This window comes from Acinetobacter sp. MF4642 (genome assembly GCF_002018925.1).
In the GTDB taxonomy this organism is placed as follows: Bacteria; Pseudomonadota; Gammaproteobacteria; order Pseudomonadales; family Moraxellaceae; genus Acinetobacter; species Acinetobacter johnsonii.
This window is the reverse complement of sequence record NZ_MVON01000007.1, coordinates 72,183-86,055: the sequence shown is the minus strand read 5'-3', so window position 1 is coordinate 86,055 and position 13,873 is coordinate 72,183. Positions and strand designations below refer to the sequence as shown.

The 13,873-nt window shown below is 37.8% G+C and carries 12 protein-coding genes and 1 pseudogene; 11 read left to right on the top strand and 2 right to left on the bottom strand.

Annotated elements, in window-relative coordinates:
* The first annotated feature begins 19 nt into the window (after nt 1-19).
* Entirely contained in the window at nt 20-511 is a 492-nt protein-coding gene (locus MF4642_RS05925) for a hypothetical protein (protein WP_010326627.1), read from the top strand.
* Between the two features lie 186 nt (nt 512-697).
* The gene (locus MF4642_RS05920; RefSeq protein WP_078425618.1) at nt 698-1,300 is read left to right on the top strand and encodes a nitroreductase family protein; all 603 of its coding nucleotides are present in this window, start codon (nt 698-700) and stop codon (nt 1,298-1,300) included.
* A 58-nt stretch (nt 1,301-1,358) separates the two neighbouring features.
* On the opposite strand, the gene MF4642_RS05915 is transcribed toward MF4642_RS05920, so the two are convergent.
* Complete coding sequence (locus MF4642_RS05915; RefSeq protein ID WP_078425617.1) at nt 1,359-1,913, bottom strand: thermonuclease family protein; 555 nt, start codon at nt 1,911-1,913, stop codon at nt 1,359-1,361.
* Nucleotides 1,914-2,249: 336 nt separating this feature from the next.
* Between MF4642_RS05915 and MF4642_RS05910 the strand changes: the two genes are divergently transcribed.
* The 5 genes and pseudogenes from MF4642_RS05910 to MF4642_RS05890 all read left to right on the top strand — a co-directional run bounded on the left by MF4642_RS05910 (nt 2,250) and on the right by MF4642_RS05890 (nt 8,575).
* Nucleotides 2,250-4,877, top strand: a complete 2,628-nt coding sequence (locus tag MF4642_RS05910) for a type VI secretion system Vgr family protein (protein WP_078425616.1) — start codon at nt 2,250-2,252, stop codon at nt 4,875-4,877.
* On the top strand, nt 4,878-5,783 hold the full coding sequence (locus tag MF4642_RS05905; protein ID WP_078425615.1) for a DUF4123 domain-containing protein: 906 nt from the start codon (nt 4,878-4,880) through the stop codon (nt 5,781-5,783).
* A gap of 159 nt (nt 5,784-5,942) precedes the next feature.
* A pseudogene (locus MF4642_RS05900) lies at nt 5,943-6,365 on the top strand (hypothetical protein).
* A 99-nt stretch (nt 6,366-6,464) separates the two neighbouring features.
* Nucleotides 6,465-6,890 carry a hypothetical protein gene (locus MF4642_RS05895; RefSeq protein WP_078425614.1) on the top strand — a complete coding sequence of 142 codons (426 nt, stop codon included), beginning with the start codon at nt 6,465-6,467 and terminating at the stop codon, nt 6,888-6,890.
* Complete coding sequence (locus tag MF4642_RS05890) at nt 6,890-8,575, top strand: T6SS phospholipase effector Tle1-like catalytic domain-containing protein (protein WP_078425613.1); 1,686 nt, start codon at nt 6,890-6,892, stop codon at nt 8,573-8,575. The genes MF4642_RS05895 and MF4642_RS05890 overlap by 1 nt, the downstream gene beginning before the upstream one ends.
* 298 nt (nt 8,576-8,873) lie before the next feature.
* Here the strand turns inward: MF4642_RS05890 and MF4642_RS05885 are convergent, their stop codons facing one another.
* On the bottom strand, nt 8,874-9,791 hold the full coding sequence (locus MF4642_RS05885; RefSeq protein ID WP_005399530.1) for a LysR family transcriptional regulator: 918 nt from the start codon (nt 9,789-9,791) through the stop codon (nt 8,874-8,876).
* Nucleotides 9,792-9,885: 94 nt separating this feature from the next.
* On the opposite strand from MF4642_RS05885, the gene MF4642_RS05880 reads away from it, so the two are divergent.
* From MF4642_RS05880 to MF4642_RS05865, 4 genes are all read left to right on the top strand, one after another.
* Nucleotides 9,886-11,127, top strand: a complete 1,242-nt coding sequence (locus tag MF4642_RS05880) for an acyl-CoA dehydrogenase family protein (protein ID WP_078425612.1) — start codon at nt 9,886-9,888, stop codon at nt 11,125-11,127.
* 96 nt (nt 11,128-11,223) lie between these two features.
* Nucleotides 11,224-12,345 (top strand): phosphotransferase family protein, encoded by a 1,122-nt coding sequence (locus MF4642_RS05875; RefSeq protein ID WP_078425611.1) that lies wholly within the window; start codon nt 11,224-11,226, stop codon nt 12,343-12,345.
* Nucleotides 12,342-13,040 (top strand): histidine phosphatase family protein, encoded by a 699-nt coding sequence (locus tag MF4642_RS05870; RefSeq protein ID WP_078425610.1) that lies wholly within the window; start codon nt 12,342-12,344, stop codon nt 13,038-13,040. The genes MF4642_RS05875 and MF4642_RS05870 overlap by 4 nt, the downstream gene beginning before the upstream one ends.
* A 15-nt stretch (nt 13,041-13,055) precedes the next feature.
* Complete coding sequence (locus MF4642_RS05865; RefSeq protein WP_005399526.1) at nt 13,056-13,799, top strand: SDR family oxidoreductase; 744 nt, start codon at nt 13,056-13,058, stop codon at nt 13,797-13,799.
* The last annotated feature ends 74 nt before the right edge of the window (nt 13,800-13,873 follow it).

Below are 13,873 nucleotides of genomic sequence, written 5' to 3'. Positions count from 1 at the left end.
AAACTGCTGATGAGTTACCATGCTTGATATTTATTTGACAGATGTTCAGAAAAACGTGCAATTTAACGATTATCCGGGTGAACATCCTGTTAAATTTGTTTTAAATTTCAAAAAGATTTTCCCAAGTGTTATGGAGTTATTACTTCCTGTTCTACCTGAAAATGAAAATCTTGAAGAAATGACATGGGAATCAACCACGACTGACTTTGAACTTTTCAAACTGTTGTTGAGTGGTTGGGGCGTTATTGAATTACGCTTAAACGCGATCAAACAGTTTAAAGATAAAGATTTTGCCGATGCTCTAGTGAAACGTGCACAACAAAAGCGCAAAGACTTTGCAAAAGCACAGCAACAGTTGAAAACAGTTGAACTCGATTATTTATTTATGCATGAGATTCATGCATTGATCGATGCAGAATTGGTTGAACTGGGTGAAAAGTTCTATTTACCCGTTCTTCGTGACTTATGGAAAAATAAAATTTCCACTCAAGTCTTAGAAGCCAAATTTTAAGTCATTCAAAAATCCTCCAAATGGAGGATTTTTTATATCGATAGCAAAACTATGTATTTGCGAGCACAAGAAAGTATTTAAACTGCATCTAAAGCAATAAATTTTATTATTTGGTCAAATGTTGGAATTAATATTGCTTGATACATTGCGTCATCATTCACAGTATAACCGTAAGGATTTTATAATATGTCAAATCAGTTCATCGACTTAATCACAAAGCGTCGTACCATTTATGCCATTGGTAAAAAGGTCGAGCACAGCCCTGAATTTTTAACTGATTTGATTCAAACTGCCATTAAACAAAGCCCATCATCGTTCAATTCACAGTCATCTCGGGCGGTAATTTTATTTAATGCGGAACATGAAAATTTTTGGACTTTTGTGGCTGAAAAACTGAAGTCTTACGCTAAAGATGAAGAAAGTGCGGCTAAAACAACGGCAAAAATGGCCAGTTTTGCAGCAGGTGTGGGAACAGTTTTATTTTTTGAAGATTTAGATGTAATTCAGAATCTACAAGAGCAATTTCCATCTTATGCTGAAAATTTCCCAGTATGGGCAGAGCATTCAACTGCAATAGCACAGTTTGCAACTTGGACTGCATTACATACCTTAGGTTTAGGTGCATCTTTACAGCATTACAATCCAATTGTAGATGAGGAAGTCCATGCTGAGTGGGATGTGCCTGCAAGTTGGAAACAGCGTGCACAACTAGTCTTTGGTTCGGTTGAGGGGGAAGCTAAAGAAAAAGGCTTTGTGGATGATGCTGTACGCTTTAGGGTCTTCAAATAATCAATGAAAAAGCCGCTTTATATAGAGCGGCTTTTTAGGCTTAGTTTTTACAGATCGGCTACTTCTTCAGTTTGCGGTAGTCACTCGGGCGAATAGGGCGTGTGCCGCGCCATAAACCTTTCTTGTGCTTTTTCGCATGACTTTGTAAAGCATTCATATGTTTCAAATGCTTTTTATCCTTAATATAGTCCTCATAGACCCATGCTGCACCACGTTTGACCATTTCTTCATTCATACTTCTCCGAAAACGATAGATTTCACCTACACAGCGACCGTAACGGTCAATGTCTGTAATTCGAACACGAACCACTTTCCGATAAACCATTTTTTTGATTAAGCGTTTGGATTCAGGCCCATAGCTTTGAGTCGACTCAGGTGCATCAATATAGGCAAAGCGTAATTTGGTTTCAGAGCGTCGAAAGTTAAACCGATAACATGTCAGCGTATCACCATCACTTATAGCCGTAATTCGGCACCAATAGGTTTTACCTTTTTTAAAGGGATGGAGAAATTGGCTGAGAGCATTTTGTATTTTATAAAAAGTAAATACCAGCATTAGGCAAAGGGCGAAGCCAATACCGATGAGCCAGCTATTGGACAGGTGATCAAACATAGAGGAGAGTAATGGAAAATAAAAATATCAAAAAGACATTGTATGGCAGATACACTATTTAAAATGTTTTAAGTGATCTCAAGTGTTTATTTTTCATAAGAGAATAGATGTTTAATTAAACAAGTAAACTGGAACAAATTTTTAACGAAGTAAAATAGCCATTAGTCAGTTTAATTGAGTGAATTTGTATTCCTTTAAATCATTTGAATGCTATTTAAGCTGATATTTTCATAAGACAAATAATTATTTATCCCTGATAACAAAAAATATACCGAATAGTTTTGAGAACAATACATTGTTTTGTTAGCATATTTTTGTAAAATTAAGGTCATAATAATGATAAATAATATTTCCAGTATTTTGGATAAGCTTGGTTTTGGACTACAAAAACGAGCAATTAGTATTCAACTTTCAAATGCAGCTGTTAATTCTCAAATCATGCTGCAACGCCTCGAAGGTTATCATGGTATTAATGATGGGTTATCCTTAGAACTGATCTGCTTATCTACAAATCCATATATCGAATTAAAACAATTTATTGGATGCCAAGTTGCCGTTGATCAGGTGACAGATTCAGGCCAACTATATAGAACTACAGGTATTATTACAGGTGCAAGCCAAGGGCAAAGTGATGGTGCTTTGAGCCTCTATCGGCTCACCATGCAGGATACCACTAGTTTACTGCGCAAACGGTGTAATAGCCGTGTATTTATGAATAAAAGTGCGGTGGAAATTTGTGAAATTATTTTCAAAGAATGGCAAAGTAAAAGCCCTTTGTTTGCTGCTAGTCTAAAATTAGATACCAGTGGTTTAAGCAGGAATTACGATATACGCCCTTTCTCTATGCAGTCGAATGAAAGTGATTATGCGTATTTAACTAGGCTGTTACGTGAAGAGGCGATTAATTGGTTGGTTGATGAGTCTCATTTTTTTGTCTCAAGTAACGATGACAATATTGAGCCACAAATACTTAAGTTAATAGATAATAATGCTCAATTTGAAGCAATTGAGCGAAGAAGCATTCGCTATCATCGTTCAAATGCCACAGAACAATTAGATAGCATTACAAGCTTTATTGCGCAACGTCAATTGCAACCGACAGCCATTCACGTACAACGTTGGCAAGCTGATCGTTTGAGGCAAGAAGACGCAAGTGGTTCAGTGATCAGTTCACATCAGCACAGTGCCCAGCAAGATAATGAAAGTTTAACTTTGGAGCAAGCTTGGAATATCTCACCTGCTTGGATTGGGGATCTAAAAGGGGAAGATCAGGCTACTGCTTCAGGAAATGGCCAATTAGATAAACTCAATAAACAGCTGAATCAATATCAGGCTTTGCAGGCAAAATATTTTATAGCAAATAGTAGTGTACGTGATACTCAAGTTGGCTATTGGTTTCAGTTGAATGATCATCCAGAGCTAGAGAAGAACCATAGTCCAAAGGATAAAGAATTCTTAATCTTAACGAAGCATTTTTATAACCAAAACAACCTGCCTAAAGATATCAAAGATCAAATTGAAAAGTTGTTAAGTTTAAGTCATTGGGCAACCAGTAAAGACAGTGATCAAGAACGTCAAGCAAATGAGCTAACTGTCGTACGTCGTACGATTGAGGTTGTTCCTGAATATGATCCATTGACTCATCGTCCTGCTGCACATGTACAACGCGCTAAAGTCGTGAGTGATGGTGAAGAAATCCATGTTGATGAATGGGGGCGAATCAAGGTCCGCTTCTTATTCACACGTACAGAAGACCATGCACACGATGGTGGTGCAGGATCAAATGATACTGATACCGATTCAGCATGGGTAGATGTTCTTACCCCTTGGGCAGGCGAAGGTTATGGTGCACGTTTTTTACCACGTAAGGATGAAATGGTTGTTATCGACTTCTTTGATGGCAATATTGATCGTCCATTTGTGACTGGCCGTATTCACGAAGCGCAGCGTTTGCCAACCAAATTTGATATTAAAGGACAACTCCCTGATACCAAAAAACTTAGTGGAATCCGTTCAAAAGAAGTCGGAGGTGAAGGTTACAACCAACTGCGTTTTGATGATACAACAGGGCAAATCAGTGCCCAGTTACATAGTAGTCACGGTGCAACCCAACTGAACTTAGGGAATTTAAGTCATCCAAAAGACAAAGCTGAAAGTGATGGTCGTGGAGAAGGCTTTGAACTCAGAACTGATCATGCAGGTGCTATCCGAAGTAAAGGGCTATATCTTTCAACGTTTGTTCAAGACAAAGCAACCGATACACACTTAGAGACAAAAGAAGCCATCCAAAATTTCACAGAAAGTTTGGAAAGTATGAAGGCACTATCTGAATATGCAGTTAAGCAAAAATCTGAAGCTGCAGATATGCTCGAAAATATTGATCAATATATTAAAACGATTGAATCACAATGGTCTGACTTAAAAGCAACGAAAGATGCTCTGATGCTCTTGGCATCACCAGAAAGTATTTCTCTGGTTTCAGGGAAAGACATTCATATGAATGCTTTGGATAGTATTACCGTTGGCGGTGTTCAATCTATCAATGTTAGTACAGATGAACAGCTCATATTGAATGCCAAGAAAAAAGTCAGTGTTTTTGCAGGCGAAGACGATCTAAAAATTTATGCAGCAAAAGGCAAATTTGATCTGCAATCACAAGACAATGTCTTAGATGTTTCAGCACGACTAGACGTCAAAATAACCTCATCTGAAGGCAAAGTAGAAATTCACAGCCCGACCGAAATTGTATTTAAAGCAAAAAACAGTGCCTTAAAAATTAATGGTGATGGGGTTACCGTCATTACACCAAATAAATTTACTGCCAAAGCCAGTCAACATCTCTTTACAGCAGGTGCGAGTGAAAGTCCTACACTTCCTCTTTTCCCTAACAATATTTGTTGGGAATGTCTCGCTCGACGAGCAGCACAACGTGGTGCTTTTATTAACAAAGGAGATGGAATGTAAATGATAGGCAACCAAAGTCTCCAAATTTTCTTTAAAACATTTGAAAAGTATCCGCTTGATCAAGTTGGATTAAACGTTTATGCATTAGCCGATGCAGCCCAAGATAAAACATTCTTAAAAGTTTTAGAGCACTTAAGGCAAAAATGCCTCTTGACAGAAGCAGGTGGCGAAAAGGCTAGAGAAATCTCTCCACATTTACTGCAATTACCAAAAGACTTTACTGCACTCGAATGGGAGTGGATAGAAAAAAATATCGCTGGCACGACCAAAATGACGATTATTATTTCACCCTTGTCATTTGATTACTTATATAAACACTTACGCCAATTCTTAGATGTCGAATTCGATGGTGGTCTAGAAATGATGTTAGCATTTTGGGATCCTGCTATCTTAGCAACATTGGTTGGTCACAAAGCCGATAAAACATTATATGTACAAGGGCCTGTATTCAATCCACAACAAATTGAAACCTTGCTTAAACCGATTCAAAGTTGGTGGTACTGGGATCGTTCAGGTAATTTGCAGGGCATATTTGGCTTGAATGAGCGTGTTGAATTACTTCCATCCATAGAAACACCACTACACTTTTCCGCTGAACAAGAAGAAATGATGGTCGAGGCAACCTTTCCCGATAATTTGATGTATTATCTTAAACTCAATAACTCATTTTTAGTCGATAAAATTGATGATGATACTCTGTATCAGTTGGTGGTTAAGAGTATCCCTAAAGCAAGAGCTTATGACTTGTCAGGTACACGTGATATTTTAAATTTCATCTGTTTAAAGCTGATTTACAAAGATCAATTTGAGTCAGATCATAATTTACAGTACCTGTTGATTCATTTGAAAGATAAAAAATTCACAATGGATCAAGTGATGAATAATGTAATGGCTAAAGCTGAATAATATAATTTTAGTTTTTTATATACCTTATTAAAATGAATCAACATACATTCTCAAGAAAGAGTAAATATGAATTACAAAGTATTATTTTTTTTACTTATCATTATACCAGTGACATTATCTGGCTGTATCGGAAACTGGGCATATGGACAGATTTAAGCAATGATATTGATTCATCCTAAAAAATTAATTTTAATATCAGTAATTATTTTTGAATTAATTGGATGTACCAGTATTGGACCAAATACAACATATTACATGGGAGAAGTATCCTTTAATTATAATCCAGCGTATGCAAGCTATATGGTGAAATTAAATGGTACAGAAATAGGTGGAGGATATGGAAGATCTATGAATACTTCTCCAGTAAAAGCTGGAACTTAAATTGTCACATGGATGGATGAAAAAACAGGGCAAGTTCATAATGCTACAAATGAAGTCAGCCTAACAAAAGAAGACATTAACGGAATGAAGTACTTGGCGGTACACTTATATCCAGATGATAGTATTGAAATTTCAACATCCAATAATTGGCCAAATCCGACTGTAAAAGGTAATGCTTGGTATGATAGGTTAACTAAATAGATCTAAATAATGTTTACGAAAACGATTAAAGCTATTTAATCTATATAAATTAGATATGTTTACATAGATTAAATATTTTAAAGAAAACAAGGAACTACTATGAATATAAAGAAGTTAATCCTACTACCTATCAGCTTAGTTTTTAGTGCTGCAGGTTGTGCAGGTATTGGACCAAATGCTACATATTATATGGGTACAACATCAGCTAATTATAATCCAACTTATAATACTTATGACGTCAAATTAAATAATCATATTATTGGCGGAGCCATTGGATCCATGAATACATCTGCCGTAAAAATTGGTTTACAAGACGTTACGTGGAAAGATGCAAAAACTGGTGAATTACATAAATCAAAGAATCAAGTTATTTTAAATAAAAATGATGTTAAGGATAAAAAATACCTTGTTGTTCATTTATATCCTGATGATACAATTGAAATTATAACTTCTCTTAATTGGCCAGTCCCAACGGAGAAAGGATTAAAGTGGCGAGAAAAAATTAAAAATAATGGAGCTAAATAATGTTTACAAAAACAATAATAAAACGAACAACAGAAACCAATAGTGATGTTTCCAATACACCGCCTACTGCAAAACAGGATTGTTCAGATGTAGTCCATATTTCAGTTTTTTTTGATGGTACAGGTAATAACAAAGATGCTGATGAAGAAAAAAAGAAATGGTCAAATCCAGCTAGGTTGTGGAAATCTGCTGATCAGCATGCACAAGAAAGTGAGAGTAATGGGTGTAAGTCAAATTATGCAATCTATGTATCAGGCGTAGGCACACGTTTTAATGGTGAGTTAAATATATTTCAACGTGCACTCGCTATGATGCAAGACCATAGTGGTTTTGGCCTTGGTGTGGGGACAGGTGGAACCCGACGCTTAGATTATGGCGAAGATCAACTTAATGATGCCTTAAAGCAAGTCATGATTTTAAATGCAAAAAAATCAGAAATAGACACAGGTAAGTATGCCAATGAAAAAAAAGTGTATAGTTTTGCAGAGGTCGATAATAGTTTAAAGCAACATCGCCTCATTAAAAAAATTAATATTTCTACATTCGGCTTCTCTCGTGGAGCAGCTCTAGCCCGTGCATTTACGAATCAATTTATGTGGCAATGCGAATCTGATTGTAACGGTTTAAGTTACGGCACTGGAAAATACCCTATTGAATTTAAATTTATGGGTATCTTTGATACCGTTGCCTCATTTGGCTTACCCGCGACCAACTTAAATAATAATTTAACCTTTGAAGGTCGGGATATGGTCATTGATGAACGCATTAAAATGTGTGTGCACCATGTTGCAGGAAATGAGCTGCGCTTTGCTTTCCCTGTCGATTTAATTCATAAAGGAAATGGTCAAATTGCCAATCCAAATTGGAAAGAACTTGTTTATCCAGGCATGCATTCCGATGTTGGTGGTGGCTATACACCTGGTAGTCAGAATGTAAATGATAACTTTGCCCGTATCCCATTGAAAGACATGTTGGAAGATGCTGTCAGTGCAGGTGTTCGAATGTTTGACTATAATCAATTAAAAGAAAAATATGGGGCATTATTTACTGAACAGTTTGAAATTCAAAATGAAACACAGCGTTTGTATGATGCGGTAAAAGCACAAATGTTTTCTACAGGAAAAGTTCAAGATCAAATTGCTGCTGCAATGAAAGTTTATTATAGTGCGTATGGAACATTGGCGAGAAGCAAGACAGCCTCTGTCAGTCAAAATGTGCGTAAAGATAATAAATTTCGTGAAATATTACCGATCGGCCCATCAGATATGGCAACTGAAATCAGCCGCTTAGAAAAATTACAAAACCTAACAGCACCTAATAAATCTGGTGGAATAAATATTTTTAGAATATTGTCACCTGTTTCAAAAGCATATGAGTTTTTCTTAGACGTAGATGATTGGGAGTTCGCGAGTTGGCATAAAGAATCAACACCAGAAATTATGAGCTTTTATCAAAACTATATTCATGACTCTAAGTACGGTTTTATGAGTAATGCTGAACCTTTTAGTTATTTCCGTCAAAGAACGGTATATGAGTCCCGTCGTAGTGGAAAGGGCGAAGAGGTAGATCAAAAAACTGCAGAAGATAAAGCAGTATGCGCTGTGGTAAATAGGGAAGTACAACACGAAGAATTTTTTGATGCATTTGAACGAGCTAAACAAGAAGATTTACCGTTAGCTATGTAAAAAGAATAAACTCTTGGTACGGTCGCTAAGTTCTAAACGGCTTTAATTCCTTATAAATGCTATTAAGAAATTAACATTTATTCCATATTTTAAGCATCTTAAGATGAGATGCTTATTGTTTACTTTCAAATTGAGTGTTCCTACAAATGGTTATGGTGTATATAACAAAGATACAGAATTAGAAAAAAACAAGGAGTAATTTGTAAGACTGGTGCGTTGGTTGTTTAGAGGTTCCAAATGACAGTCAATACAGGAACTAACTTAGAACTTCGATTTTTTTTAAATTTCATAAAATAGCCTAAGCAAAAATTTTATAAATTTCGTTCCTAAAAAAAAGGTGTCTTTTATTTTCAGTTAAATTTTTATGCCAATAAATTCCAATATTCATCTGCGGCAGTTTCACAGGAACATCAAAAATATTGAGCAGAGGGGAAACATGCAAATGGCTCAAAATATTTTGAGGAATCGTTAAAATTGCATTTGGATATTGCTCTAAAATTTGTAGCGCAGTGGAATAGTGCTGACAACGCAAAAAAACCTGCCTAGACAGTTGCTTACGATTTAAATGAACATCTTCAACCAAAACACCAGTACGCCGCGAAGATACACCAATATGTGGTGCAGCCAAATACAATTCAGCATTGATTTGCTGGAGCTGAGTACAAGCCACAAACTGGTCTTTGACCAAGCTCTCAAATTGAATTTTATCGCCAAAGTTTTGTTCCAAATCAATTACAAAATCAATTTGCTGAGAAACTAAATCAGCATCTACTGTTTTACGGTCAAGCTTGCTACTCATGAACTGAATACTTAGTCCAAGTTTCTGAAAGTGAGCAACTAACTTTGGGAAAACAATTGGTTCGATTTCATCATGAATCGCAATTTTTAGGCTTTGAACCATGTTGGGGTCGAAGCTTTGCTGCTGCATGGAAATACTTTGAATTGCAATTAAAGCATTTTTAATAATTAGGTAATTTTGTTCTGCAAAAGGTGTTGGAAGCATTTGGCTGCCAGAGCGAACAAATAAATCATCCTTTAAATGGCTACGTAGACGCTGCAAGGCATGACTAGCAGCAGACTGCGTAATCGACAAGATTTGAGCTGCTTTAGAAATACTTTTTTGCTCATAAATTGCAATAAAAAGCGGGTATAAATTGATATCGATGCGATGAAAAAGCCCCATATCAATGGGTGACTTACTATGAATACTGTTCATGCTGATCTATAAAATAAAATCATTTTGTTCATATTAGTTTTCAGGTTATGTTGATGTAAAGCGAAAATATCAAAATAGATCGAAGGAAGCAGCCATGTTTGAACTTTCAGCACGTGCTCAAGATTATGTAGAACGTACCAAACAATTTATTCAAAACGAAATTGAGCCGATCGAAACTGACTTTTGGCATGAGGTACATGAACTGAACCAAGGTGGCGACTGGACCAAATGGCAGTGGCCTGTACAACTTGAAACGCTCAAAGCCAAAGCAAAAGCTGCGGGTTTATGGAATATGTTTTTGCCATGTCCTGAATTGGGCCAAGGTCTATCGGTTCAAGAGTACGCTCATATTGCAGAACTCACAGGTCGCAGTCTTCTTGCGCCGACCGTATTTAACTGTAATGCGCCTGACAGTGGCAATATGGAAGTATTGTGGCGTTATGGCTCTGAAACTCAAAAGCAAGAGTGGCTTACGCAGCTTTTAGATGGAAAAATTCGTTCTGTTTTCTGTATGACAGAACCAGCTGTTGCTTCATCCGATGCGACCAATATGCAAGCAACAGCCGTGATCGAAGGCGATGAGATTGTGCTAAATGGCCGTAAATGGTGGTCTTCAGGCTTAGGCGACCCCAATGCCAAAATTATTATTTTTATGGCACATACACCAGATGAAACGAAAGATCGCCACCATCAACACTCGATGGTTTTAGTGCCTGTTGAAACGGCTGGTGTCAAAATAGAACGAATGTTACCAGTCTTTGGTGACTACGATGCTCCACATGGTCACGGCGAAATTAGCTTTAGTAATGTTCGTGTACCTATTTCTAACTTTATTGGTGGCGCAGGTCAAGGTTTTGAAATTGCCCAAGGTCGTTTAGGGCCAGGTCGTATTCATCACTGTATGCGCTGTATTGGTGCTGCGGAAAAGTCTTTAGAATTGATGATCGATCGTGGTATGAGTCGTACTGCATTTGGCAAAGAAATTTTAAAATTAGGTGGAAACCTAGAGCGCGTGGCTGATGCACGTGTTGCAATTGATCAAGCACGTTTATTAACCTTGTATGCTGCGTATAAAATGGATACTTTAGGGAATATGGCAGCGTTAACCGAAATCTCTGCCATTAAAGTCGTTGCGCCAAGTGTGCTTGAAAAAGTGGTCGATATGGCGATTCAAATTCACGGCGGAGCAGGTGTGTCGCGTGATACACCTTTGACAGGTTTCTTCGCTCAAGCACGTTCACTGCGTTTGGCCGATGGACCGGATGAAGTCCATAAAGGCATGATTGCTAAATTAGAACTGGCAAAACGCGACTATAGTACACGTCGTAAAAAATAATAGAGGAGAAGATCATCTCTTTAATTCATCGTGTTGAAATAAGAATAGATGATCTTCTAAGTTATAAAGAAAAGATTGATAGTTTGGGAAAAAAGAATGTCAGCGATTGATGTAGGTGGAACAGTTCGGGCGGGTGAAGAACTGGATGCTGTAGCTGTAGAAAACTGGCTCAAAGCACAAGGAGTCGACCTACAAGGGCAGGTTGAAGTCACGCAATACTCAGGCGGTGCATCTAACTGGACGTATAGATTGAAATACGACAATGTCGATCTAATTCTACGCCGCCCACCCAAAGGTACCAAAGCTAAATCTGCACATGACATGGCACGTGAATATCATGTGCAAAAAAATTTAACCCCTTTTTATCCTGTACTTCCCAAAATGGTTGCATTGTGTCAGGACGAGTCTGTTCTTGGCTGTGACTTCTACGTGATGAAACGTGTAGAAGGCATTATTCCACGGGCCAATTTACCGAGAGAGTTAGATTTTAAAGAAGCCCAAGTTCGTGAGTTGTGTATCAATGTGATTGATAAACTGATCGAACTTCATCAAGTCCCGTACCAAGGCACGGAGCTTGAGAACCTTGGTAAAGGTGAGGGTTACTGCCGTCGTCAAGTGGAAGGTTGGGACGCTCGTTTTGAAAAAGCCAAAACCATTAACGTCCCTTCATTTAAATATGTGCGAAAGTGGCTGAAAGATAACATTCCAGCAGACTCAAAAACTTGTGTAATTCATAACGATTGGCGTTTTGATAATGTCATTTTAGATCCGAATCATCCGACACAAATTATTGGTGTTTTAGATTGGGAAATGGCAACGCTCGGCGATCCTCTGATGGACTTAGGTTCGGCTTTGGCATATTGGGTTGAAGAGTCGGATAGTGCACTATTTAAAGCGACACGTCGTCAACCGACAAATCTTAAAGGCATGTTCACACGTAAAGAAGTGGTCGATTATTATTTAGAAAAAACAGGTTTAGAAGTAGAAAATTGGACCTTTTATGAAGTCTTTGGTATTTTCCGTTTAGCTGTGATTGCTCAACAAATTTATTATCGTTATCACCACAAACAGACCAATAATCCTGCCTTCAAAGATTTTTGGATTTTAATTCATGCTCTCCATATTCGCGCACTTAAATTGATTGGTTTACAAAAAATTGAAGCCAATGAAGTCGCTCAAAAATACATTGTTAAAATGAAGGAAATATTAGGCAAATGACCACTATTTATTTCATTCGCCACGGGCAAGCATCTTTTGGTGCAGAAAGTTATGATCAACTCTCTCCCAATGGTGAACTCCAAGCCAAAATTTTAGGTCAATATTTTGATCAGATCTTAAAAGAAGCGCCTGTGGTGGTGTCAGGCTCCATGCAGCGACATCAGCAAACGGCATGTATTTCTTTGGCTGAGTGCTTTCCTGAAGTAGATGTTTTAACAAATTCTGCATGGAATGAGTTCAATCATCAACAAGTCTTCGCTCATTACGAACCGCGTTTTAACGAGCCACATTTACTAAAAGCCGATGTGGCTAAAGAATCGAACCCACGTGCATATTTGGCCAAGATATTTGAAGGGGCAATTGAACGATGGACAGGTGGCGACTATCACCATGAGTACGATGAATCATGGCCTGAATTTAAAAGTCGAATTGAAGTCGCTTTACAAGATTTGTGTGATGAATTGGCTCAAAGCAAACCGCGCTATGCTGTGGTGTTTACTTCAGGCGGTGTAATTTCAGTGGTTGCAGGTAAGCTGTTGGGTTTAAGTCCAAATAAAACCTTTGCCCTAAATTGGGCTATTGCCAACAGCAGCATGACCACATTACGACTGGTGGGCAATGAACCGCAGCTTTTAAGTCTCAATGAACATCATTTTATTAAAGCCGAAAACTCAAACTTACTGACATGGATCTAAGGACAGGATTAAGACATGGCTAAAACAATTTTAATTACAGGGGCAAGTTCTGGCATTGGTGCAGGTATGGCGCGCGAATTTGCACAAAAAGGCTATAACTTGGCAATTTGTGCACGACGCTTAGATCGCCTTGAAAGTTTAAAGCAGGAACTTGAAAGCAAGTACGGGATAAAAGTCATCCCTAAAGTTTTAGATGTGACCAATTACGATCAAGTGTTTGAAGTTTTTCGTGCATTTAAACAAGAATTTGGCCATTTAGACCGTGTGATTGTAAATGCTGGAATTGGAGATGGACGTCGAATTGGTAAAGGCAGTTTTGCGATTAATAAAGCCACGGTTGAAACCAACTTTATTTCAGCTCTAGCGCAGTGTGAAGCTGCAGTTGAAATTTTCCGTGAGCAAAATGCAGGGCATTTGGTTGTTATCTCTTCTATGAGTGCAGTCCGCGGTATGCCGAAACATTTGACAGCGTATGGTGCAAGTAAAGCAGGTGTTGCACATTTGGCCGAAGGTATTCGTGCAGAACTGCTCAATACCCCAATTAAAGTCACGACTATTTTTCCTGGCTATATTCGTACAGAAATTAATGAGGGTGCAAAACCACTGCCTTTTGAAGTCGATGAAAAAACAGGTTCACGACTGTTGGCCGCAGAAATTGAAAAAGCCCCTGTAAAAGCCTATGTTCCTAAATGGCCATGGCTACCACTAGGTTTGGCGATGAAAATTTTACCGCTGAAATTGGTCAATAAACTGGGTTAATGATTGAAATAAAAAGGCTGTAAATCAGCCTTTTTATTTTTAACTATGTGAGTGCCTTCTAAATACAGGTTGCT

Excerpts from the sequence above, each read along its gene's own strand:
- MF4642_RS05925 (WP_010326627.1), top strand. The coding sequence starts at position 20 with ATGCTTGATATTTATTTGACAGATGTTCAGAAAAACGTGCAATTTAAC.
- MF4642_RS05920 (WP_078425618.1), top strand. The coding sequence starts at position 698 with ATGTCAAATCAGTTCATCGACTTAATCACAAAGCGTCGTACCATTTAT.
- MF4642_RS05915 (WP_078425617.1), bottom strand. The coding sequence starts at position 1,913 with ATGTTTGATCACCTGTCCAATAGCTGGCTCATCGGTATTGGCTTCGCC.
- MF4642_RS05910 (WP_078425616.1), top strand. The coding sequence starts at position 2,250 with ATGATAAATAATATTTCCAGTATTTTGGATAAGCTTGGTTTTGGACTA.
- MF4642_RS05905 (WP_078425615.1), top strand. The coding sequence starts at position 4,878 with ATGATAGGCAACCAAAGTCTCCAAATTTTCTTTAAAACATTTGAAAAG.
- MF4642_RS05895 (WP_078425614.1), top strand. The coding sequence starts at position 6,465 with ATGAATATAAAGAAGTTAATCCTACTACCTATCAGCTTAGTTTTTAGT.
- MF4642_RS05890 (WP_078425613.1), top strand. The coding sequence starts at position 6,890 with ATGTTTACAAAAACAATAATAAAACGAACAACAGAAACCAATAGTGAT.
- MF4642_RS05885 (WP_005399530.1), bottom strand. The coding sequence starts at position 9,791 with ATGAACAGTATTCATAGTAAGTCACCCATTGATATGGGGCTTTTTCAT.
- MF4642_RS05880 (WP_078425612.1), top strand. The coding sequence starts at position 9,886 with ATGTTTGAACTTTCAGCACGTGCTCAAGATTATGTAGAACGTACCAAA.
- MF4642_RS05875 (WP_078425611.1), top strand. The coding sequence starts at position 11,224 with ATGTCAGCGATTGATGTAGGTGGAACAGTTCGGGCGGGTGAAGAACTG.
- MF4642_RS05870 (WP_078425610.1), top strand. The coding sequence starts at position 12,342 with ATGACCACTATTTATTTCATTCGCCACGGGCAAGCATCTTTTGGTGCA.
- MF4642_RS05865 (WP_005399526.1), top strand. The coding sequence starts at position 13,056 with ATGGCTAAAACAATTTTAATTACAGGGGCAAGTTCTGGCATTGGTGCA.